At 48.0% G+C, this 21933-nt stretch carries 19 protein-coding genes; 8 read left to right on the top strand and 11 right to left on the bottom strand.

Annotation, left to right across the window (positions count from 1 at the left end):
- Positions 1-175 precede the first annotated feature (175 nt).
- Both katE and FTU86_RS09230 read right to left on the bottom strand, forming a co-directional pair.
- Positions 176-2302 carry a catalase HPII gene (gene katE, locus FTU86_RS09225; RefSeq protein WP_016658604.1) on the bottom strand — a complete coding sequence of 709 codons (2127 nt, stop codon included), beginning with the start codon at positions 2300-2302 and terminating at the stop codon, positions 176-178.
- Positions 2303-2320: 18 nt separating this feature from the next.
- On the bottom strand, positions 2321-3736 hold the full coding sequence (locus tag FTU86_RS09230) for a hypothetical protein (RefSeq protein ID WP_180048499.1): 1416 nt from the start codon (positions 3734-3736) through the stop codon (positions 2321-2323).
- Between the two features lie 236 nt (positions 3737-3972).
- Between FTU86_RS09230 and FTU86_RS09235 the strand changes: the two genes are divergently transcribed.
- On the top strand, positions 3973-4440 hold the full coding sequence (locus FTU86_RS09235) for a CinA family protein (RefSeq protein ID WP_104472036.1): 468 nt from the start codon (positions 3973-3975) through the stop codon (positions 4438-4440).
- 130 nt (positions 4441-4570) lie between these two features.
- Here the strand turns inward: FTU86_RS09235 and FTU86_RS09240 are convergent, their stop codons facing one another.
- Together FTU86_RS09240 and FTU86_RS09245 are read right to left on the bottom strand one after the other, a co-directional pair.
- The gene (locus FTU86_RS09240) at positions 4571-4855 is read right to left on the bottom strand and encodes a hypothetical protein (protein ID WP_005180111.1); all 285 of its coding nucleotides are present in this window, start codon (positions 4853-4855) and stop codon (positions 4571-4573) included.
- A 54-nt stretch (positions 4856-4909) separates the two neighbouring features.
- Positions 4910-5287, bottom strand: coding sequence for a hypothetical protein (locus FTU86_RS09245; protein WP_005180110.1), 378 nt, complete (start codon positions 5285-5287; stop codon positions 4910-4912).
- Between the two features lie 456 nt (positions 5288-5743).
- Here FTU86_RS09245 and FTU86_RS09250 point away from each other — a divergent pair, with 456 nt between their 5' ends.
- The gene (locus tag FTU86_RS09250) at positions 5744-6385 is read left to right on the top strand and encodes a hypothetical protein (protein ID WP_005180108.1); all 642 of its coding nucleotides are present in this window, start codon (positions 5744-5746) and stop codon (positions 6383-6385) included.
- 25 nt (positions 6386-6410) lie between these two features.
- Here the strand turns inward: FTU86_RS09250 and FTU86_RS09255 are convergent, their stop codons facing one another.
- Both FTU86_RS09255 and FTU86_RS09260 read right to left on the bottom strand, forming a co-directional pair.
- A complete protein-coding gene (locus tag FTU86_RS09255; RefSeq protein WP_075167480.1) occupies positions 6411-7598 on the bottom strand; it encodes an MFS transporter in 1188 nt (395 codons plus the stop codon).
- A gap of 147 nt (positions 7599-7745) precedes the next feature.
- Entirely contained in the window at positions 7746-8672 is a 927-nt protein-coding gene (locus FTU86_RS09260) for a DMT family transporter (protein WP_005180104.1), read from the bottom strand.
- An 845-nt stretch (positions 8673-9517) separates the two neighbouring features.
- Here FTU86_RS09260 and FTU86_RS09265 point away from each other — a divergent pair.
- From FTU86_RS09265 to FTU86_RS09275, 3 genes are read left to right on the top strand one after another with little or no spacing between them, the layout of a single operon-like run.
- Positions 9518-10645: a Re/Si-specific NAD(P)(+) transhydrogenase subunit alpha gene (locus tag FTU86_RS09265; RefSeq protein WP_075174856.1), complete on the top strand. Its 1128-nt coding sequence runs from the start codon at positions 9518-9520 to the stop codon at positions 10643-10645.
- 11 nt (positions 10646-10656) lie between these two features.
- Positions 10657-10980, top strand: coding sequence for a proton-translocating transhydrogenase family protein (locus FTU86_RS09270; RefSeq protein ID WP_005180100.1), 324 nt, complete (start codon positions 10657-10659; stop codon positions 10978-10980).
- A 3-nt stretch (positions 10981-10983) separates the two neighbouring features.
- A complete protein-coding gene (locus FTU86_RS09275; protein WP_005180098.1) occupies positions 10984-12429 on the top strand; it encodes an NAD(P)(+) transhydrogenase (Re/Si-specific) subunit beta in 1446 nt (481 codons plus the stop codon).
- A gap of 247 nt (positions 12430-12676) precedes the next feature.
- Here the strand turns inward: FTU86_RS09275 and rsfS are convergent, their stop codons facing one another.
- From rsfS to FTU86_RS09300, 5 genes are all read right to left on the bottom strand, one after another.
- Positions 12677-13078, bottom strand: coding sequence for a ribosome silencing factor (gene rsfS / locus FTU86_RS09280; RefSeq protein ID WP_005180097.1), 402 nt, complete (start codon positions 13076-13078; stop codon positions 12677-12679).
- A gap of 82 nt (positions 13079-13160) precedes the next feature.
- Positions 13161-13949 carry a hydroxypyruvate isomerase family protein gene (locus FTU86_RS09285; RefSeq protein ID WP_075167476.1) on the bottom strand — a complete coding sequence of 263 codons (789 nt, stop codon included), beginning with the start codon at positions 13947-13949 and terminating at the stop codon, positions 13161-13163.
- 36 nt (positions 13950-13985) lie between these two features.
- A complete protein-coding gene (locus FTU86_RS09290) occupies positions 13986-14858 on the bottom strand; it encodes an NAD(P)-dependent oxidoreductase (protein ID WP_180036986.1) in 873 nt (290 codons plus the stop codon).
- Between the two features lie 30 nt (positions 14859-14888).
- Positions 14889-15677, bottom strand: coding sequence for a crotonase/enoyl-CoA hydratase family protein (locus FTU86_RS09295; RefSeq protein WP_016658615.1), 789 nt, complete (start codon positions 15675-15677; stop codon positions 14889-14891).
- 108 nt (positions 15678-15785) lie between these two features.
- Positions 15786-18596 carry an ATP-binding protein gene (locus FTU86_RS09300; RefSeq protein ID WP_160240985.1) on the bottom strand — a complete coding sequence of 937 codons (2811 nt, stop codon included), beginning with the start codon at positions 18594-18596 and terminating at the stop codon, positions 15786-15788.
- Positions 18597-18750: 154 nt separating this feature from the next.
- Here FTU86_RS09300 and cysM point away from each other — a divergent pair, with 154 nt between their 5' ends.
- The 3 genes from cysM to rlmD are packed head-to-tail and all read left to right on the top strand — an operon-like array spanning position 18751 to position 21926.
- Positions 18751-19680: a cysteine synthase CysM gene (gene cysM, locus FTU86_RS09305; RefSeq protein ID WP_168384219.1), complete on the top strand. Its 930-nt coding sequence runs from the start codon at positions 18751-18753 to the stop codon at positions 19678-19680.
- 26 nt (positions 19681-19706) lie between these two features.
- Positions 19707-20528: a 3'-5' exonuclease gene (locus tag FTU86_RS09310; protein WP_168384220.1), complete on the top strand. Its 822-nt coding sequence runs from the start codon at positions 19707-19709 to the stop codon at positions 20526-20528.
- A gap of 6 nt (positions 20529-20534) precedes the next feature.
- Positions 20535-21926, top strand: coding sequence for a 23S rRNA (uracil(1939)-C(5))-methyltransferase RlmD (rlmD, locus tag FTU86_RS09315; RefSeq protein WP_180048498.1), 1392 nt, complete (start codon positions 20535-20537; stop codon positions 21924-21926).
- The last annotated feature ends 7 nt before the right edge of the window (positions 21927-21933 follow it).

Here is a 21933-nt window from a genome sequence, read left to right on the forward strand (position 1 = left end):
CTCATGAAATACGGTATTCTGATGTGACAAAACCTGAATCCTGGTCGTTAAAGTGTTTGTTTGCACTCATATTTTAACTGTTAGGACTCAGGTTTTTTTATTTAAAGCAAACTATGGGACAGCAGTGGCCATTGGCTTCCCTTTTGTTGGTTTGGCTTGTATGAGTGCAGAACAATTAAGCCGGAATAGATTCTGCAATGGCTTCACGTGCCCAGACCCGGTTGTGACGAATCGCTTCTTTAAATCCTTCCGCCACATTCTGGAAACTGGCATCGCTAAATACGCCTTCATCTGGTGGTAGACGCAGATGCTCCAGCAACTCGGCTTTATCCCCTAACAGTACCACCGGTTTCAGATGCTTATAGGCTTCAATCACATAATGGCAGGCCACACCATCGCGCTTAAAGGCATCCAGATTGTTGCCATCCAGCACAATCACTGCATCATACAGCACTGAGGGTTCGGCCTGCTGCATCCCATCAGATGGAATCATGTCATCTTCAATGGTGGTGGTTGGGGCAGGGGTGGGCGTCAGAAAATCCAGCATCACATTTTCTTTTAAGGCCCATTGATGAATCGGCTCAATATTGTCGGTGGCGGCATGGGGATGTACCAGTACCGCGATTTTACGGCCTTCAATATTCGGCGGTAAAAATGCCGTCATGGATAACTTGGCTGAGGTTTTTTCCTCGGGTAGATCAGGCGGCAGCTGGCTTTCATCTAGTGCAATGCCGAGTTTATCGGCGACCATTTTGGCCAGATTGGCATCAATATTGGCCAGCATATTGTGCACCACACGCTCACGGATAGGTTTGCGCTGCACTTTACTCAGCTCAAAGACATAGGCATCGACCACGTGTTTCTGTTCAGGCAGGCTCAGGCTTTTGAAATACAGACGCACCTGCGAAAAGTGATCGCTAAAGGATGGACTGCGCTGACGGATTTTATGCCCGTCAATGCGTTCCTGATAGCTTTCAAAACCGCCACCTTTGGCCGCGGGTGGGGTTTCTCGTGGCCAGTCATTGTCAATCGAGTTGGGTTGATACGCCGCCTGACCGCGATGAACCCGGCTTTGATGGATGCCATCGCGCTGGTTATTGTGAAACGGACACACGGCCTGGTTAATCGGCAGCTGATGGAAGTTCGGACCCCCTAAACGGCTGAGCTGGGTATCGGTATAGGAGAAAATCCGCGCCTGCAGCAGTGGGTCATTGGTGAAGTCGATTCCCGGCACAATATGCGCCGGACAGAAGGCGACCTGTTCGGTTTCATCAAAGAAATTGTCAATATTGCGGTTGAGCACCATCCGGCCAATCGGAATGACCGGCACCAGTTCTTCCGGAATCAGCTTGGTCGGATCAAGCAGGTCGAAGTCAAAGCTCATTTCATCTTCCTGCTCCACAATCTGCACGCCCAGTTCCCATTCCGGATAGAAACCGTTCTCGATGGCCTGATACAAATCGCGGCGATGATAATCCGGGTCTTTCCCGGCAATTTTCTGTGCTTCATCCCAGACCAAGGCGGCCATACCCTGTTTCGGGGTCCAGTGGAATTTCACAAACACCGATTTGTTTTCGGCATTAATAAAGCGGTAGGTATGTACGCCAAAGCCCTGCATACTACGGAAGTTTTTTGGAATACCACGGTCGGAAATGGCCCAGATCACCGCATGTGAGCTTTCTGGCACCAGCGAAACAAAGTCCCAGAAGGTGTCATGTGCACTGGCACCGGTTGGAATTTCGGTATCCGGTTCCGGTTTTAAGGCATGCACAAAATCCGGGAATTTCATGCCATCCTGAATAAAGAACACCGGGGCATTGTTGCAGACCATGTCATAAATGCCTTCCTGGGTATAGAACTTGATGGCAAAGCCGCGAATATCGCGTACCGTATCTGCCGAGCCGCGCGGCCCTTGTACGGTCGAGAAGCGTACAAAGACTGGCGTTTTATGTTCTGGGGTAGTTAGAAAATGGGCTTTGGTATATTTTTCATTGCCCGGATAGGCTTCAAAATAACCATGCGCACCGGTGCCACGCGCATGCACAATACGCTCCGGAATCCGTTCATGGTCAAAGTGGGTCATTTTTTCATGAAAAATAAAATCTTCGAGCAGGGTGGCCCCGCGAATGCCAGCTCTGAGGCTGTTCTGGTTATCGGCAATTTTAACGCCCTGATTGGTGGTGAGCGCCTGTTGTGTCGCATCACTGCGATACGGGTCTAATTGAACGGATTTATCATTACTGTTCTGTCGGTTTGCCGCATCTGCGCCGGCCATTTCACTCGGTTGTTGATCTTTTTTCATTGTTGCTGTTCTCCGTAATTAACTTTTATGATGCATTGAGTCGAGCGCCTGCGACAGCGCCGGGAAAAGGGCCTGGCTGTATTGCTGGGTACACCAGCGTCCGGCATCGCTGGCAGATTTATGCGGGGCCAAATAAGGCAATAGCTGCCGGATTTTGTCGTCAAAAGATGAGGCCTGGGCGTATTTGAGCTGAATTTCTTCCAGCTCCAGCTCGGCCATATAATTAAAGTGGTCGCTGGTTTTAAAATGGTCCGACGTGCTTTGCAGCGCAGATGGGGCAGGATGCTGTACTGCGGCATCTCCCAGAATCCAGTCATAAATAAACTGCTGTTCGGTACGGTTAAACAGCCCGAACATCTGGCTTTCCTGCTGATGAATCAGACGCCAGAATTTACTCTGCTCCGGGTCCTGACCTAAACGGATCCAGTCGGTTTCCAGCAGCTGCTGGATAAACCCATCCACGCCTTCGACGGTTTCCAGCCATTGGTTGATGCTGCGGTTGGTAAAAATACATTTATTGTCATGAATGAATTTGCCCATCAGGGCTTTATGCTGGAAAATTTTCTGGATAATGTCGTGCAGATGCAGCCGCTGCAGGATTTTTTCTTCGTTCATGCCTTGCTGGCTTAAGGCATAGCCCAGCTGAATCAGGCGCAGATATTGAGCCTGCTGTTTTTCGTCCGGGGCCAGACTGGCAATGGCATGTAGCACAGGCGTATGCCGTGATGTTGAACGCTGCTGTGGCTGAAAACAGCGGGTGTGAATACCGAGTTCTTTTAGTTCATGCGCAATGATCAGCTGATGCAGCGAGCACAGGTGTTTGCCAATATGAAACCCTAAGGTCAAAGGCATGAAATCGGTAGGGCAGTACGCCAGTGCCAGCTGAATTGCAGCCTGATGAAAATAGCCATCTTCCAGACCGAGTACAAAGTTATCTAGCTGCAGGGTTTCAAGCAGTGCATTGAACTGATACAGCTGATGCTGCTGCGTGTGACCATAGGCCAGAGCTTGCAGATACAGCTGAATCAGCTCGGTATAGCGCCGGTCATCCCAGTGCTGGCTAAAACTGTAGAGCCAGGCTGCCTGCGCACGCTGGGTCGGGGCAATCTTGATCAGAAACTCATAAGCATCGGACAGGCAGTGAAAATATTCGCGTGGCTGTCCCCAGGCACGGCGCTTTAAATAATACTCAAATTCGAGCTGGGCTTGCTGTTCATGCTGGATCATCCAGTGCTCCAGCTGATCCAGCTGGCGAGGGAAATCGGGTAGGGCCAACGGCAGGGTTTCAATTTCATGTTTTAAACTGAACAGGGCTTTTTGTTGTTTGGCGGTGGGAGCAATATCGGCATCTAAATAAAAGGACACCAGATCAAAATAGGTTTCAGGCACATCATTGAGTATGTCTAATAATCTTTGTTTGACGACCGTTGGCATTATTCTGCTCCATGATTTAACCCTAGAAAACAGTAATCTAGTTGGCTGGAAACTTAAGCCTGAGTTGTGTGACTTCATGTAAAGTATGTATATGGGCAATTAACCTATAGGTATAAAAATCAAAGGGTTATATTTTTAGTTTTAAAAAATAAATGAAATGTTACTTTTCAGAAAAAAGCACTGAAAAAGAGCTATGTTTAAATCGGAAGGAATAATTATATTCAGGATGGATATAAATGAATAAATGCTGCCAGTTACTTGCCAAAAAGAAATTAAAAGTCACCTTTATTGAAAGTGCTTCGGCAGGGTATCTGGCCTATCGTTTTTCATTAAATAAAAATTCAGGCGATATTTTAAATGGCAGCTTGGTTTGTTATGACGCCAATTTAAAAGTCAGTATTTTAAAAATTTCAAAGAAATTCCTGGAAAAATACTCTCCTGAATCTGCCGAAGTGACAGAACAGCTGGTTTTAAATGCCAAACAGATCATTGATTCTGATATTTTTGTTGGCTGTACCGGTTTATTAAAACGTGGTGGCTCTGAAACTAAGGAAAAACCGGTCGGAACATTTTTTTACTGTATTTCGTATCAGAATAAACTGCATCATTATCGCTGTGTATTTAATGGCACCAAAAAGAAAAAACTGGAACAGCTGTCGCGGGCAATTAGTCAGAGTATTATTGAAGTAGTCAAGCAAAAATAATAGGAATATATAAATCAAATAGATAACCCAAAATAGAAAATCTGCAGAGATAAAACCCTTAGATATAAAAAAGTTATAGGTCATAATGACCTATAACTCTGAACCGTATTAGAACCAGACTGAGGGCAATCTAGTTTCTATCCCAGGCATCTTTAATCGCGTGCTTGGCCTGTTCCCATTTTAAGCGAGAATCTGCTTTAAACTCTTCCCAGCGCTGTTTCAGGTCGCCTTCAGAACTTTCAAAGTCGCGATCTGTGCCATATTCACTGCGGGCACGTGTACCGAGGTCATAAGCAGAAGATAAGTCCCGATCATAATCAATATCTGGGATATCTCTTTTAAAATCATTGTAGTAAGGACGATCTGCATGGTTGTCACGCCAGTACCCATGTGGATCATTTGCATTGTTGACCATGATCATCTCCTTCGATTATTTATAATAAAAATAAGTGAAAAACAAAAAATGGTTTTACATATCTTCATCATCTAAGAGATTGTTTTGCTGCTGCGCATTCTGGTTATGGCGTTGTTGACCATATTGCTGCGGTTGTTGCTGTTGCTGCTGGCGGTTTTGTTGCTGGCCAGGCTGTTGCTGTTGTTGGCGCAGCTGATCCTGTTGCTGATCATTTTGCTGGCGCTGTTGCTGGTTTTGTTGTTGCTGCTGGTTGCCCTGATGTTGAGGCTGTTGCTGCTGTTGATCTTGCTGGCGTTGCTGATTGCCTTGTTGCTGGTTATTTTGCTGTTGTTGAGGTTGCTGTTGCTGCAGACGGTCTTGTTGCTGCTGCTGATTGCCTTGCTGTTGAGGCTGCTGTTGCTGTTGGTTTGAACCATTGTTTTGATTTTGCATTTGAACACCTCTTTTATAGATATCGACGCTATCGCTAGCGCGCTGAAATCATCTGAGAAAAACAGATAGCTTCTTTTTAACATGAAACATCTCATGAAAAACCCTGGCTCTGTTACATCTTATTTAGTTGTAAGCGGTGATTTTAAGCCGGCATTTTTAATTGGCTGTCCCACATAGGATTTTTAAGAATGTAATCTTTTGTGTAATTACATTTTTCGTGATTTTATATATAACTTTACATTTCTTTATTTTAAGTAGCTGCTAGATAAAATGTGTTTTAAATATATTTTAAGCTTTCAGATTTTTTATTTATTTTATTTAAATAAAAGGAAAATACTCGGATTTATTTGTGCTGGAAAATAGACGGGTAATAAATAAATTGAAGGATCAAAAGGTTGAGACAAAATAAAAAAACCATTACATTGATGCAGTAAGACAAGAAAAAGGATAACAAAGATGCTGGTGGTTGAGGAAATTTACCGCAGTAAAAAGAATGAAAATTCGGTGCATTTTAATCTGAAAATACAGCGCAGCCTGAGCTGGTTTAAAAAAGCCCTGAGTCTGGATCAGGAGCTGGATTTTAAATTTATGAGTTTATGGATTGCCTTTCAGGCCATTTACCGTGAAGATGCGGCCAGTCCATCCGCTGCGCAGTTACAGCAGTTTTTTCAGCTTCTGCACCAGCAGGATGAAACCCGAAAAATTGATTATGTGTTATGGGAAAAATACCAGCAGCAGATTCAGGCCCTGTTGGCACATCCCTATACCCATCCGGAATTCTGGGCCTATCAGCATTTACAGCTCACGCGCGATGAATGGCAGCAGCGCGCTGCCCAAGAGCAGATTGATCTGCAACAGACCTTGCAAAATAAACAGTCAGTCGCTTTGCTGATGGCGGTATTTAAACGCTTTGACAGTCTGCGTCACCAGTTTGCCAGTGGCGGTGCCAACTATAACAGCCTGCTAAACCGTGACATTCTGGCTGGGGCAACCAGTATTTTTGCTGCCTTAATTCCATCCTTTATTCAGATTCTGCTGGAATATCCGGCCAGTATTGATTCGGCCCAGCCACATTATCCGATGGTGCAGGTGTCTTAAACCTGCCTGCACGATTTATACAGTTTTAAGCCAGTTGCTGGCGGCGCAGATGTTGCTGATCTAACCAGGCAAAACAGGCCGAGCAGAGCACCAGGGTTAAACCAACCAGACAGCTCATGCTCCAGCCGCCATGATGCCAGGCGTAAATGCCCAGTGCAGAACCGCAGGCGCCGCCAATAAAATAGCTGGTCATATAGACTGCATTCAGGCGTGATTTGGCATCGGGGCGTAAATGGAAAATCACGTTCTGGTTACTGGTATGCACACTGGCCAGTCCCAGGTTAATTAGGCCAAAACCAATAATATAGCTCCATAAATACTGCGCGCCGAAATACAGGAAACTCCAGCTGACCGCCAATAAAGAGAGGCCGGCCCAGGTGATCAGTTTGCCATGACCCCGGTCGGCAATTTTGCCAATTTTTTTGGTAGAGAGTGCGCCAAATACCCCAATTAAGGTGACTAAACCGACTGCGACATCTGGCAGGCCAAAAGAGGAGCCAAGTAACACCGCAATGGTGGAAAACAGCACGCTCATGGCGGCAAAGGCACTGGCACCAATCAGGGCGCGATAGACCAGCCGTTTTTCCTGGCGGATCAGTTGCAGCATCGAATGCAGGATTTTGCCATAGGCCATGCGCACCGTCGGAATATGTGGCAAGCGTTTTTTCAGAATAATCGCCAGTCCCATCATCAACACGCCACTGATGATATAAATCAGCTGCCAGCCATATAAATTGGACAACAGTCCGGCCAGACTGGTCGACAGTAAAATCCCGACCAGTAAACCACTCATCAGTAGTCCGACCACTTCGCCCATTTTATCCGGCTTGACCGACATGGTGGCAAACGGAATCAGAATCTGCGCGGCCACGGAAAATAGTCCGGTCATGATGGTGCCAATCCAGAGCATTGGCAGATTCACTGAAAAAGCACATAGAAACAGGCCAAACGCGGCCAGAAACATCAGCAGTGGAATGAATTTGGTTTTATTGACGGTATCGCCAACCGGCACAATAAATAACAGCCCCAGCGCATAGGACACCTGGGCAAACGTCACCGTGAGCGCGACTTGGGATTCCGGCACCTGAAAATAAGTATGAATCGAGTTAATCAGCGGCTGGCAATAATAGTTGGCCCCTGCACATAGACCACAAGCCAGCGCCATAAGCCAGAGCAGGGTTTTATCCTGACTAATATCGGGAGAGGTATTCATACAAGGTCCAGTTCAGGTTAATTCATTCAATCGCATCTTCGGCAATACTGAGCATGACGGCCAAAGACCACCATTTGCAACATTCTTTTTGCACGTGCGAGATACATGCGTAGCAGTCCGGAACAGGCTGAGCTGACTGATCATGGATCAGGCCATCAGCTTTTTCTTGGACAGGCTAATCATCATTACCCCAATGATATTGAGGGCGCAACCCAGCCATTGCCAGGCATTTAAATATTCATCTAAAAACAGGGTGGCCAGCACAATGGTCAGAATCGGGCCGATAGAGGCGATCATGGCCGAATGAGCGGCTCCCAGGCGTTCGATACTTTGCATTAATAAAATGGTTGGCAACACCGTGACCAGAATACCCAGTCCAATGCCATAGGCATAGACGCTGCCCGGTAATTGACTCAGCCGTTGTAGTGGCTCCGGTACGGCCAGCAGATAATGCAGTAAGGTGCCGAAACAGGCCACACTTAGCGCCAGGCCGGTAAAATTCCAGCTGCCAAATTTCTGGATCAGCCGCGGCGTCACCAGTAAATAGGCGGCAAAAGCCACCGCACTGGCAAATACCAGACTGGCACCGAGCCAGAAGGAATGGCCATCTGGCATGTTTTGCTGTTCTTGTAACATCACCAGTACCGTTCCACCATAACTGAGCAGCAAGGCTAGTATCGTTTTCAGGCTTAAGCGCTGCTTGTAGATCAGGCTGCTGGCTAGAACGGTTAAGGTGGGATACAGAAACAGGATAATCCGTTCCAGTGAGGCGCTAATAAACATGAGCCCCAGAAAGTCGAGCCAGCTGGCAAAATAATAGCCGAGCAGCCCGGCAGCCACGAGCAGTATCCATTCGCGCAGCTGAATCTGGGTATTGCGATGCCGGTTAAACCAGCAGATCAGCAGGAAAAACGGCAGTGCGCTGGCCATCCGCAGGGTCATTAAGGTGGTGGCATCCACCAGAGGTGAAAGTGCGTAGGCTTGCTTGATAAAAATAGCTTTGGTGCTAAATAAAAAGGCCGCGCATAGTGCAAACAGTGAACCTAACTGCGTTCTGGTCAAGGAAATGGACATATTCAGAGCAATTTAATCAAGAGGGCAGGTGTCACCAGATTTTCATGCGTTGAGTATAAGCTGTCTGCTCGAAGAAATGAATGTGTAAAGATAGGCTTTATTCTCATTTTATGAAAATTTTAAGATGGTTTATTTCAGGCAAAGATCTATTGATGTCTTGCGGGCAATTGTTGCACAAAAATAGTGCAAAATACGCAAATTTAAGCAGTTGCACTGCTTTATTCATCATCAGGCAAAATGATCAATAAAAAAACTTTTAATTTTTTATCGCGCTTTTACCGCCAGATGTATAGGTTAAGGCCAGATCAGCGGGCAGGAAATCATTTAGCCAATCGGTGCATTTGCCGCAGGATTTACTTTTCTGCCCGAACATTGGGCAGTTTTGACCAATTTATCGCGGATTCTTCTGTGATTAAGATGTCATTTCAGCCAATCATGAACTGGATGTTCATTTTTTGCTGCGAAAAAGCCGTTCATTATTGGTATTTATCAGCCTGTTGTAAGCCGGCTCTACACGATAAGATTTGTCAAAACAATCAATTTTAAGGAAAGAAAAAACAGAACAGGACGCAATTCGCTGTAAAAAGTCAGGAGCTGTGCTGAAAATTTATACATATTATTTCCAGATCAGGGCCATGAAGAATATAAAGCCAAACTGATCAATTGTATCTGCCACCCTTCTTTTTATGAATCATCAGTTCAAAATATGGGTATTTATTAAATAAATATTGGGTGGTAATTTAAAAAAGTTCAATTAGAATCCAAAAATTCAACAAGAACATAACCTGAGGGGAAGCATCGTTTTGGCGATGTTTACTTAAGAAAAATTAGCTTGAGGAACGCTCATGCAGATCGGAATCCCAACCGAAACTGTCGTCGGTGAAAATCGTGTCGCTGCAACGCCAGAGACAGTAAAGAAGTTGATCAACGCGGGTCATAGCGTGGTTATTGAACGTGGTGCAGGCTTAAAAGCTGCCTATATCGATAGCGCCTATGAGCACGTGGGTGCCAAAATTACGGATGATGCCTATACCGGCAGTCAAATAATTTTGAAAGTTCGCGCACCGAAAGGTGAGGAAATTCAAAAACTTGCTCCTAACTCTACCGTGGTGGCAATGTTTGACCCATACCGCAATACTGAACTTGACCAATTTGCTGCACAGCAGGTGTCTGCATTTGCCCTGGAATTATTGCCACGAACTTTGTCCCGTGCGCAAAACATGGATGTGCTGTCCTCACAAGCCAACCTGGCCGGTTATAAATCGGTATTGCTGGCTGCAGCTGAATACCAGCGTATGTTCCCGATGCTGATGACCGCAGCAGGGACAGTCAAACCTGCCCGTGTCGTGATCATGGGGGTGGGTGTTGCCGGCTTGCAAGCGATTGCGACCGCAAAACGTCTGGGTGCGGTGGTGGAAGCCACTGACCTGCGTCCAACTGCCAAAGATCAGGTTGAATCTCTGGGCGGGAAATGGCTAGACGTGCCGATGTCTGAAGAAGAACAGCAAAAAGCTGCTGATGCCGCCAAAAACGGCTATGGCTGGATGCCGGGCGAACAGTACATCAAAGATCAGGCCATTATTGTCGATAAAGCCGTTTCCAATGCTGACATCGTGATTACCACAGCGCTGTTACCAGGTCGTGATGCACCGCGTTTAATCAAGGCGGAAACTGTGGCCAAGATGAAACCGGGTTCAGTCATTCTGGATATGGCGGTAGAAACGGGTGGTAACGTTGAAGGTTCTCAATGCGGTGAAACCGTTGTCACTGAAAATGGCGTGAAAATTCTCGGTATTCCAAATATTCCGTCGACGGTCTCTACTGAAGCATCGGCGCTGTATGCACGTAATGTGCTGAATTTTGTGGAAACCCTTTTTGATAGCGAAAAGAACTTTGCCATCAGTCAGGAAGATGAGATTCAAAAAGCCCTACTGGTTACGCACGGCGGCCAAGTGCTGTTGAAACGAGGTTAAGGAGAACAGTCATGGTTGAAACAATTACAATTTTTGTCCTGGCCATTTTCGTAGGTTACTACGTGGTTTGGGGGGTTACACCTGCATTGCATACGCCACTGATGGCAGTAACCAATGCGTTGTCTTCGATCATTATCGTGGGGGCGATGATTCAAACGGTCGGCTTGCCTGTGTTAGGTGTGGATGCCAATGTGCAGTTCCAGAGCATTAACGTGGTGAGCGTACTTGGTGCGATTGCAGTATTCCTGGCCAGTATTAATATTTTCGGTGGCTTCGCAGTGACTGCGCGTATGCTGGAAATGTTTAAACCAAAACAAAAGAAAAAAGAGGGCTAATTGATGGAATTTATTCGAGACTATGCGGATTGGTTCTACCTGATTGGGGCTGTCCTCTTTATTTTAACTTTACGAGGCCTGTCTGGGCCAAAAACGGCGATTGCTGGTAACCGTTACGGCATGATCGCCATGGCGATTGCCGTATTGACTACCTTCTTTGTGGCGGATCATCCGGTTATCTGGATGATTGTGGGGGCGATGATTCTGGGTGCCATTGTCGGGATTGCCCGTGCGCGTACCGTACCGATGACGCAAATGCCAGAAACCGTAGCACTGATGCACTCACTGGTCGGTCTGGCAGCGGTGTTAATTGCAATTGCAGCAATTATTCATAACAACAAGCTGGTTGAACTGGGTCCAGAGCTGTTGGCAGCCAATGGCGTCAGCTTCCATGAAATGAGCAAAGTGCATTTGTTTGAATTGTTCGTGGGCTGTTTTGTTGGTGCGATTACCTTTACTGCATCGGTATTTGCTTACGGTAAACTGGCAGCGAAAAAATGGGCCAAGACCATTTCGGGTGGCTGGGTTAAACCGGTTCAGGCACTGATTTTCATTGCCATGCTGGGCTTTGGGATTCACTTCTTCTTAAGCGGTAGCATGACCTCGTTCTGGGCCATGACCGCACTGGCTTTAGCCTTTGGCTGGGTCTGGATTGCCCCAGTCGGTGGTGGCGACATGCCGGTGGTGGTATCACTGCTCAACTCCTTCTCGGGCTGGGCGGCAGCAGGGATTGGTTTTACCTTGGAAAACAACATGCTGATTGTGGCGGGTTCACTGGTTGGTTCATCAGGTGCAATTCTGTCGTACATCATGTGTAAAGCCATGAACCGTTCAATCATCAACGTTTTGTTTGGTGGTGCGATGGGTGGGGCGGCAGCGCCTACCGCAGGTGCGGGTGAGCAGGTACAGCGTAACTACCGTTCAGGTTCTGCAGATGATGCTGGCTTCTTAATGTCCAATGCGGACAGCGTGGTGATTGTGCCGGGTTATGGTATGGCACAAGGCCGTGCGCAAAATGCGGTGAAAGAACTGGCCAACTTGCTGAAAGAGCAGGGTGTAACGGTGCGTTTTGCGATTCACCCGGTGGCGGGTCGTATGCCAGGTCACATGAACGTCTTGCTTGCTGAAGCCGACGTGCCGTATGAAGACATTCTGGAAATGGACGAGATTAACTCGGACTTCCCGGCAACGGATGTGGTATTGGTGATAGGTGCCAACGACGTAGTCAACCCGGCAGCCAAAGACGATCCAAACTCGCCAATTTACGGTATGCCAATTCTGGAAGCACATAAAGCACGTACCATTATGGTGATCAAGCGCTCAATGGCGACTGGTTATGCAGGTCTGGACAATGACCTGTTCTATAACGACAAGACTATGATGGTCTTCGGTGATGCCAAGAAAGTGGTTGAAGACATGACCAAAGCGATTAACGGTACGGGTCACTAAGACGTCCGATACCCGCGTTCAAAATCCCCCTCGATTGAGGGGGATTTTTTAATATCTGTGACTAAATAGAATCTTTTATTACATACGATTCAATCTTTGGGTTGGGGGGAGATCGAGAAGCACTGCCGAGAGGTTTAAGTTCAGCTATTGGGAAGTGGAAAAATCAGTCGGTGTCTGGATTCAGCTGTGACCAGCTCTTATTTTGACCCAATAAAAAAGCGACCTTCAGGTCGCTTTTTGGGAAATCTTAGTTTACAGATTCAGGTGCTGTACGCCATAAGCTTTCTAGGTCGTAGAACTTACGGGCAGTTGGAAGCATGACATGTACCACCACGATACCCAGATCAATCAAGATCCATTCAGCATCGCGTTCACCTTCCATACCAATCGGGCGGAAGCCTGCTTTACGTGCTTCTTCAGCAACGTTGTCAGCAAGAGATTTAACATGACGGGTTGAGGTGCCGCTAGCAATCACAATAGCATCTGCAACATTGCTGATGCTGCTAACATCAAGCTCAACAATTTCTTTGGCTTTTACATCTTCAAGGGCATCGCGCACAACTTGCAGGCAAGCGTGTACGTCATTGTTTGGGGAAGTCATTGCGAGATCGTGAGAATTAGAAGCGCCGGGCGATGGTTCTAAATTCATAAAGGGTATAATTTCCTGACAATTATTCATTGTCTAATATAGCGGCTTTGAGCCTAAATTTCAAATCTATGACAGTGCCGAATTATTGATATTCGGCAAAGTATTTGTTTTTCCACGCAAAGGAATTTGCTGAATCTTTGCTCGGTCGATATTCCGCCGCCACATAGCCTGCATAGTCACTGTGTTTGAGCCAGTCAAACACTTCCGCAAAGGCAATATCGCCGGTATCCGGTTCATGACGACCCGGGCAGTCGGCAAACTGGATATGGCCAATCTGTTGGATATTCTCGATCAGTCCTTCCAGTACGTTTTCACCCATCATGGCCATGTGATAGCAGTCATACTGCATTTTTAGCGCCGGATGTTGCACCGCTTCAAGCATCTCTTGGGCCTGGGCAATGTTCTGTACTAAAAAGCGCGGCATGTCGGTGCCATTAATCATTTCCATTACCGGCTGGATCTGCTGGCTGCTAAGCATATGGCTGGCCATTTTCAGGTTCTCGGCCAGTGTTCTGAGGCAAGGCAGCAGATCGGCATCCTGGGGCTGTTTACCAGCCAGAATATTGACACTTGGCACTTTGAGTGCAACCGCGTATTCAATGGCCTGTTCAACGGCATGACGAAACTCGATTTCCTTGCCCGGCACACCGGCCAGCCCGTTGCCGCCTTGCATTAAATCTCCGGCCGGAACATTAATCAGGCACAGCGTCAGTTCATGCAAGGTTAGCTGGCTTTGAATCTGCGCAATGCTCAGTTCATACGGAAACTGGATTTCAACATGCTGGAAGCCGTGTTGTCTGGCCAGTGCAAAGCGCTCAAGTAGCGGCACTTCAGTAAAAATCATAGAAAGATTTACGGCAAGTTTCGTCATAAACAATGTCCTGCATTCCCTGTGCAAAGGGTGAAATTAAGTGGTCTGTTCCACCTGTTGAATGACCGTGGATAAATCTGCTTCCGCAAAGCCTTTGGCCTGATGCGCTTGCAGTTGTTGCAAAGCCTGCTGTGCCACCGGAATATGCAGCTGATAATGCGCAGCCAGGGTCAGGGCATTGTTCAGGTCTTTGGACAGGGTCTGGACTTTCCACTGCACCGGTTCAAAGCTATGACTGGCCATGCGCGGGGTTAGAATCTGAAACGGTTTGGAGTCAGCAAATCCACCGGCCAGTGCGGGTGCCAGTAAAGTGGTGTCTACCCCAGCTTGAGCTGCAAGCGCGACAGCTTCGGCAATCAGGGTACTGTTGGCCGCGACAATCAGCTGATTACAGATTTTGGTGGCCTGTCCGGTGCCACTGGCGCCCATACGGGTCACGCGCTGTGAGAGCACATTATAAATCAGGGTTAATTTTTCAATGGTGGCGGCATCACCGCCGGCAAAGATAACCAGGGTGCCTTGTTCTGCGCCCGCTGTGCCGCCCGACACTGGTGAATCAATCCACTTCACCTGCTGACGGGCTGCCTGTTCAGCCAGTGTCAGGGTTTTATCCACAGACAGGCTGGAGAAATCCACAATCACTTGCTTGGCCTGTAAATGCGGCTGAATCTGCTCAAAAACGGCTTGGACTGCATTGTCATCGGCCAGGCAGCTTAAAATTACCGGATATTGACCAATCTTTTCTAGGGCCAGTGCTTCAGCACCCATGTCCAGCAGTTCCTCACAGGCAGCAGCAGTGCGGTTCCAGACCGCGACCCGAAAACCGGCATGAATCAGACGTGCTGCCATGCGTGTGCCCATTAAGCCCATACCCAGAAAGGCGATGGGCGTATTGCGATCAAAACTCATGCTTCTCTTCCCGATCTTGATGCTCTGTGCTTAGTTAAATTGACGCGGTAAAAAACTGGTGTCAGGTTGCTTGTCTTTTTTACGCGCCAGTTGACTGTTTTTGCCAAGCAGTAATTTCAGCTGCCAGATTTTTTCCAGACGTAAGGATTTTTGTGGATTATGTTCCATGGCATCTAGCACCTGTTTGGCCGCAGCCAGCGCATCCGGAGAACGCTGCGCCAGTTCCTGCGCCAGAATCTGGGCATGATCCAGTGGTGTGTCACTTAAGTGGGTGACTAAGCCAATTTCTTTGGCATATTGCGCTTCAAAAATACGGGCGGTGAGGGTCAGTTCTTTGGCCAGGTCCAGGCCAATCAGGCCTTTTAAAGAGCGGCTCAGACCCATATCCGGTACCAGCCCCCAGCGGCTTTCCATAATTGACATCTGGGTTTTAGGATGGGCAATACGAATATCTGCTGCCAGTGCCAGTTGCATCCCGGCTCCAAAACAGTAACCTTCAATCGCAGCAATCACAGGGACGGGCAATTCCTGCCAGATCAGAAAGGCTTTTTGAAACAGGCTCTGGCCGGGTTTGAGTAATTCCCAGGCGGCAAAGGCACGATTTTGCGGATTGTTTAAATCGGCCAGATCAATACCGGCACTAAACACTTCGGCTTCACCGGTCAGAATGACGCAGCGCAAGCTGCGGTCTTTTTTTAGCTGCCTGGCAGTTTTGACCAGCTGTTTTAATAATGCAAAGCTCATGGCATTGCGTTTTTCCGGGCGATTCAGTCGCACAATGGCAATGCCGTTATTTTTTTCTACCTGTACTATGGTCATGGTCTAAACTCTTATTTTTCCTCTGTTGAGCATAGCATGCAGATACGCATGATACATGACAGGGCAGTCACATCCATCTTTCAACACCCTGACTTTAGTCGAGTCAGACTACTGCGTGTGCTTGTTTAGAATCTGCTCGGCGGCATGTTCAACCTGGGCAATCACGGCTTGTAATTCATCAAAGCGTCTTAGCACTTCCTGAATAAAGGCATCATCGGCTTTACGGCGTTCTTTACGCAAGGTCGAAACAAACTGCTCAAAAGAACCGGTAGCTTCCTGCAGGCTTGGGGTGCCGACATAACGGGTGGCGCCATACAGACGATGCAGCACATGCTCCAGTTGCGGGAAATCTTCCAGTTCAATTAGCTGCTGCATTTCATGCAGTTCGGTGGCAAAGCTGTCGAGCAGCATGCGCAGCAGATCCAGCGCCAGATCTTCCTTGTTGGCGGCCAGCATCAGGCTTTGCTGCCAGTCAAGAACCAGCGGATCGAGTGCTTCAATTACCACGGCTTTTTCCACTGCTGGCACCTTGTTAAAGTTTTCAGTGGTCCAGTGGGTCAGAATCTGGATGATCTGTTCAATCTGGATTGGCTTGGTGACGTAATCATCCATGCCGACTTTCAGCAGGTTCTGTTTTTCATCGGCCAGCGCATGCGCGGTCAGGGCGATAATTGGCAGGCGTTTATGCTTGTCGAGGGTGGACTCCAGCGAGCGGATGGCGCGGGTGGTATCAATCCCGGACATCACCGGCATCTGAATATCCATAAACACCAGATCAAACGGTTTGGCATCCTGTTCAATCCGCTCTTGCAGGATATTCAGGGCTTCCTGACCGCTCAGCGCTTTGGTGGTGGTGACATTTAGTTCACCTAACAAGGCTTCTAAAACAATCAGGTTTGGCAAGTGGTCATCTACCGCCAGCACATGCAGCCCCTGTCCATCAAAGACTTCGGTGCCTGTATCTTCAAACGGATTTTCATTGTTTAGTAACTGGATTAGCGCGCCACGGCTTAAAGGCTGATACAGCGGGCGGGTGCGATATTCATTCAGCATGCTTGGATCAAGCGCCATCTGGTAGCCGTAAATGGCCAGATTGCCCTGATAGCGGCTGCGAATTTCTTTCAGTAAGGCTTCGGTGTCACCGCTATGATCGACAATTAACCAGGTGTCTTCTTCCGGTGTAGACAGGTGATTGAGTCGGCTGAATAAGTCCAGAATCGAAGTGGTTTCGGTATGCTGGACCTGATAATTTTCCAGATAGTGACGCAGCACATTGGCGGTTGCCGGATGCGCCAGATAGGACACCACATGCTTGTTGGCAAAGCGTGGGTGCACAATAATTTCATCCTCATCAATGCTGAATACGGCAGTAAACCAGAAGGTCGAGCCTTTTTCAGTCGGTGCGCGTTCCTGGTTGTCTTCAAAGCCAATCTGGCCCCGCATTAAATGTACCAGCTGCTTGGAAATCGCCAGACCCAGACCGGTCCCGCCAAACTGACGGGTCACAGAAGCATCGCCTTGCGAGAAGGATTCAAACAGTTTTTTCCGGTCGGTGCCGCTTAAACCAATACCGCTGTCCTGCACGCTAAAATGAATCATGCTCTGACCGATATCTTCATGTTCAATGCGCGCACGTACAATAATTTCACCATCCGGGGTGAATTTAATGGCATTGGAAATCAGGTTGGTCAGCACCTGCTTAAAGCGCAGGGCATCGCCAATCACATGCTTTGGCACGTTGTCAGCATAATAAAAGGCCATCGCAATCTGCTTCTGCGCGGCCAGCGGCGACAGCATGTCCATTACATCATAAATGGCTTCTTCCAGATCAAAAGGTGCGGTTTCCAGTTCCAGTTTGCCGGCATCAATTTTCGAGAAATCCAGTACATCGTTAATCAGCGCCAGCAGATGCGCCGAGGATTTGCGAATGGTTTGCAGATACAGGTTCTGCTCATTGCTGAGATTACCCTGGCGCAGTAATAAATGGATAAAGCCATCAATACTGTTCAGCGGAGTACGTAATTCATGGCTGATATTGGCCAGGAAGACCGATTTGGACTGGTTGGCTGAAATCGCCTGGTCACGTGCCTGACGGTAAGTAATGTTCTGGACTTCCAAGGTATCTAGGGTGCGGCGCAAGTCATCTTCGGTCTGTTCGGTATGTTCTTTTAGTTCCAGAAAGCTGAAATGCAGACGCTTGACCACATTGGCAATATCACGCTGCAATAAACGCAGCTCGCCGGTACTGTTAATTACCATGTGCTGATCTAGCGTGTCGGCATTCAGGCGTTGCAGTTGCATACGGATTTCGTACATTGGCGCAATCCAGCGGCGCGAATAGAAATTTAGACACAGCAACAGCAGCATCAGGGTCAGCAGGCCGGTGGCAATCAGCACGGTCATGACCCGATAACGGGCAATTTCCAGGGGTTGATTGTCTAGTTCGATTAGCAGCCAGGCATACTGGCTCTGGCTTTCATCAATACGTAAACCATAGACATGGCTGTCTTTATGCTGGATCGGGCCAAAGAAGGCGGCATCGCGCGGAAAACTGGGCCAGCCGGCCTGATCCTGATAGCCCATACTCAGGCGGCTACGACCTTGGGAATCAATAATGGCAGTCCGAAGTAAATGCTTTTCATTGAGCAGGTCCTGCATATAGCTGCGTGCCTGTTCATATTGCCAAGGAAAGGTGTTGAGCTGCTGTAAGGCCACTTCAGATGGCATTTCATAGCGGGTTAAAATCGCAATCGCCATCTGCTTTTGCTGGGCGCGCGCTGCATTCGAGGTTTCGGTCAGAACCAGCCCTGCACCGACCGCCGCCAGCACCATAATGGGCACAAATATCAGGGCAATCAGTTGCCCATAAGCATGATTTAAATGTAGGCGCTTAAATAACTTTTTATTGATATTTGACATGGTTAAAGCAGTTTATTCGTTCTGCCGAGCAGTTTAGCACGCTTTATTTTAAAACTGACTGTGCTTTAAGCACTTTCACGAAAAAGCTGGTGAAAAGAGTGCAGGCGGGTGGTTTTTTTCATACAATATGCGCACCTAGAGAAAGGTGCAAATAATGAGTAATACCACCCCTGATTTCCAAGCCGATGAATTTCTATTAGATCATTATGTGGGCAAAACGCCATTGGTACGCTTGCAGCGTCTTGCAAGTCATACCCAAGCCACGGTGTTGGCCAAATTGGAAGGCAACAATCCGGCAGGTTCAGTCAAAGACCGCCCAGCGTATAACATGATTATGCAGGCGGAAAAGCGCGGTCAGATCAAACCGGGTGATACCTTGATTGAAGCCACCAGCGGAAATACGGGGATTGCACTGGCCATGGTGGCTGCCATGCGTGGTTATCAGATGAAGCTGATCATGCCGAACAACATGAGTCAGGAACGTAAAGATGCCATGCGTGCCTATGGTGCCGAACTGATTGAAGTGACCAAAGAACAGGGCATGGAAGGAGCGCGTGATCTGGCCCTGCAAATGCAGGCCGAAGGCAAAGGTCTGGTACTGAACCAGTTTGGTAATCCGGACAATGTCGAGGCGCATTACCTGACCACCGGACCGGAAATCTGGCAGCAAACTGGCGGTAAAATTACCCACTTTGTCAGCTCGATGGGGACCACCGGCACCATTATGGGGGTATCCAAATATCTGAAAGAAATGAATCCGGATATTCAGATTGTCGGTTTACAGCCTTCAGATGGTTCCAGCATTGCCGGTATTCGCCGCTGGCCAGAAGAATATTTACCGACCATTTTTGACCGCAGTCGTGTCGACCGGATTATTGATATTCCGCAAATTGAAGCCGAGCGGACCATGCGTAAACTGGCGCAAAAAGAAGGTATCAGTGCCGGAACGTCATCGGGTGGTGCGGTCTGGGCTTCACTGAAACTGGCAGAAGAAAACCCGGATGCGATGATTGTCTGCATTATCTGCGACCGGGGTGACCGTTATTTATCGACCGGTTTATTTTCCGTTCAAGATCCTGAATAAACCGCCGTCAAGCTGTAGAGAAAATTATGCGTCTACCTGTGTTGGTATTTGATATTGAAACATGGACCGACCTGAAGTCGGGGGCGCATCTGTATGGTCTGGATTTGCCTGAGGCAGATCTGGAGCCGGCGCTGATGAAGCTGCGCCGTCAGGAATCGGGCATGGATTTTCAGCGTTTGCCGCTGCATGAAATTGTCTGTATTTCCGGTCTGTGGATTGATGAAACCGGCTTAATGACCCTGTTTTCTTTTAGCCGGGAACAGTATACCGAAGCCGAAATCCTGAAAAAATTTCTGTCGATTTTTGACAAGCGTCATCCGACTCTGGTGAGCTGGAACGGTTCGCAGTTTGATTTGCCGGTGATTTTATATCGTGCCATGTATCATGGCCTGTCTGCGCCAAGTCTGTTTGATCAGGGCGAAATTGACACGCAAAAGCGCTATAATAACTACCAGAACCGCTATCATCAGCGGCATATTGACTTGATGGATGTGATGGCCATGTTTAATGGCCGGAATTTCCAGAAACTGGATGATATGGCGCATCTGCTCGGTTTTCCGGGTAAACGCGGTGAAGCCGGTTATCATGTGCCGGAATATATCCGCGCCGGTGAATGGCTCAAACTCACCAGCTATTGTGAAGGTGATGTGCTGAATACCTGGCTGATCTATCTGCGCTGGCTCTTGCTGAAAGGGCAGCTGCAGCTGGATGATCATCGCCTGTGGGTTCAGACCACCATCCAGTATTTATCCAGCCTGCCACAGCATGGCGAGTTCCTCGCAGCCTGGCGCCAGAATGCACAAGCCACATACTTTACTGCTGCAGACTTCCCATCTTCCACACTTTAGGTGCTCATGAAACATCGTCCATCCGCTCGTCTAGCTCAACCCCTGATCCATACCTTTCAGGTTGAGTCGCTGTCCCATGAAGGGCGCGGGATTGCACACTATGGTTCACAGCCTGAACATCCGCAGGATAAACACGGCAAGAAGGTGTTTATTCAGGGTGCCTTGCCGGGTGAAACAGTCAAAGCACGGATTCATCATGTCACCAAACGGTTAGAAGAAGCCGACTGTATCGAACTGTTATCTGCACCTGCCGAGATGCGGGTCGAGCCGCCGTGTCCGTATTTTGGTGTCTGTGGCGGCTGCAATATGCAGCATATCCAGCTGGATGAGCAGATTCGTTTAAAACAGGATGTACTCAAGTCGCACCTGCAGCATTTTGCCGGCATTCAACCGGATGAATGGCTGACACCGTTACGTTCAACCCGGGAGGATTATCGCCGCCGTGCCCGGATCGGGGTGCGTTATTTCCCGAATAAAGACAAACTGGTGGTCGGTTTCCGGGAACGCCAGAGCAACCGGCTGACCTCAATTGACCGCTGTCTGATTCTGGACCGTGAACTCGGTTCAATCACCCGCCTGAAACAACTACTCCAAAGTCTAAAAGGCAAAGCCGACATTGGTCATGTAGAATTGGCAATGGGTGACACGGAAATTGCCCTGTTGGTCCGGCATACGGAAAAATTATCTGAGTCAGATGTCAACCAACTGCTCAAATTTGCGTTACAGAAACAATGGCAACTGTATCTGCAGCCTGCGGGACCAGACAGTGTGCAACGTGTAGATCAACCTGATCAGGCCATGCGTCTGCATTATGCACTGCCGGAATTTGAGCTGAAATTTGCTTTCCATCCGCTGGATTTTACCCAAGTAAATTCCACCGTGAATCCGCAAATGGTCAAGCTGGCATGTGATTTGCTTCAGTTGCAGGCAGGTGAGCGTGTGCTGGATCTGTTTTGTGGATTAGGCAATTTCTCTTTACCTTTGGCGCGCTGTGTCGGCGAAAACGGTACGGTGGTTGGCGTGGAAGGTTCAGATGAAATGGTGCATCGTGGTGCGGAAAATGCCCAGCTGAACGGGTTAACTCAGGTGAAATTCTTTTCACAAGATTTAACAAAAGATTTTTCGCATCATTCTTGGGCAAATCAAGGATTTGATGCATTATTGATTGACCCTCCGCGCTCCGGTGCCGAGGAAGTCATGCATTATGTGCCCAAATTTGGTGCGGCAAGAATCGTTTATGTGTCATGTAATCCGGCTACACTTGCAAGGGATGCGGGGATGCTGGTGCAACAGGGCTATCGTTTAAGCAAAGCCGGGGTGATGGATATGTTTAGCCATACCGGTCATGTAGAATCGATTGCCTTATTTGAGCAAGAAAAATCAATAAACGATTTATAGAAAATGA

It is taken from the genome of Acinetobacter sp. YH12155 (genome assembly GCF_013418255.1).
Taxonomy (GTDB): domain Bacteria; phylum Pseudomonadota; class Gammaproteobacteria; order Pseudomonadales; family Moraxellaceae; genus Acinetobacter; species Acinetobacter indicus.

Bases quoted from the DNA above. Each gene is read 5' to 3' on its own strand.
- FTU86_RS09295 (WP_016658615.1), bottom strand. From the start codon at position 15,677: ATGACCATAGTACAGGTAGAAAAAAATAACGGCATTGCCATTGTGCGA.
- FTU86_RS09245 (WP_005180110.1), bottom strand. From the start codon at position 5,287: ATGCAAAATCAAAACAATGGTTCAAACCAACAGCAACAGCAGCCTCAA.
- rsfS (WP_005180097.1), bottom strand. From the start codon at position 13,078: ATGAATTTAGAACCATCGCCCGGCGCTTCTAATTCTCACGATCTCGCA.
- FTU86_RS09265 (WP_075174856.1), top strand. From the start codon at position 9,518: ATGCAGATCGGAATCCCAACCGAAACTGTCGTCGGTGAAAATCGTGTC.
- cysM (WP_168384219.1), top strand. From the start codon at position 18,751: ATGAGTAATACCACCCCTGATTTCCAAGCCGATGAATTTCTATTAGAT.
- FTU86_RS09290 (WP_180036986.1), bottom strand. From the start codon at position 14,858: ATGAGTTTTGATCGCAATACGCCCATCGCCTTTCTGGGTATGGGCTTA.
- FTU86_RS09235 (WP_104472036.1), top strand. From the start codon at position 3,973: ATGAATAAATGCTGCCAGTTACTTGCCAAAAAGAAATTAAAAGTCACC.
- FTU86_RS09250 (WP_005180108.1), top strand. From the start codon at position 5,744: ATGCTGGTGGTTGAGGAAATTTACCGCAGTAAAAAGAATGAAAATTCG.
- katE (WP_016658604.1), bottom strand. From the start codon at position 2,302: ATGAAAAAAGATCAACAACCGAGTGAAATGGCCGGCGCAGATGCGGCA.
- FTU86_RS09260 (WP_005180104.1), bottom strand. From the start codon at position 8,672: ATGTCCATTTCCTTGACCAGAACGCAGTTAGGTTCACTGTTTGCACTA.
- FTU86_RS09270 (WP_005180100.1), top strand. From the start codon at position 10,657: ATGGTTGAAACAATTACAATTTTTGTCCTGGCCATTTTCGTAGGTTAC.
- FTU86_RS09230 (WP_180048499.1), bottom strand. From the start codon at position 3,736: ATGCCAACGGTCGTCAAACAAAGATTATTAGACATACTCAATGATGTG.
- FTU86_RS09285 (WP_075167476.1), bottom strand. From the start codon at position 13,949: ATGACGAAACTTGCCGTAAATCTTTCTATGATTTTTACTGAAGTGCCG.
- FTU86_RS09275 (WP_005180098.1), top strand. From the start codon at position 10,984: ATGGAATTTATTCGAGACTATGCGGATTGGTTCTACCTGATTGGGGCT.
- FTU86_RS09240 (WP_005180111.1), bottom strand. From the start codon at position 4,855: ATGGTCAACAATGCAAATGATCCACATGGGTACTGGCGTGACAACCAT.
- FTU86_RS09310 (WP_168384220.1), top strand. From the start codon at position 19,707: ATGCGTCTACCTGTGTTGGTATTTGATATTGAAACATGGACCGACCTG.
- FTU86_RS09255 (WP_075167480.1), bottom strand. From the start codon at position 7,598: ATGAATACCTCTCCCGATATTAGTCAGGATAAAACCCTGCTCTGGCTT.
- rlmD (WP_180048498.1), top strand. From the start codon at position 20,535: ATGAAACATCGTCCATCCGCTCGTCTAGCTCAACCCCTGATCCATACC.
- FTU86_RS09300 (WP_160240985.1), bottom strand. From the start codon at position 18,596: ATGTCAAATATCAATAAAAAGTTATTTAAGCGCCTACATTTAAATCAT.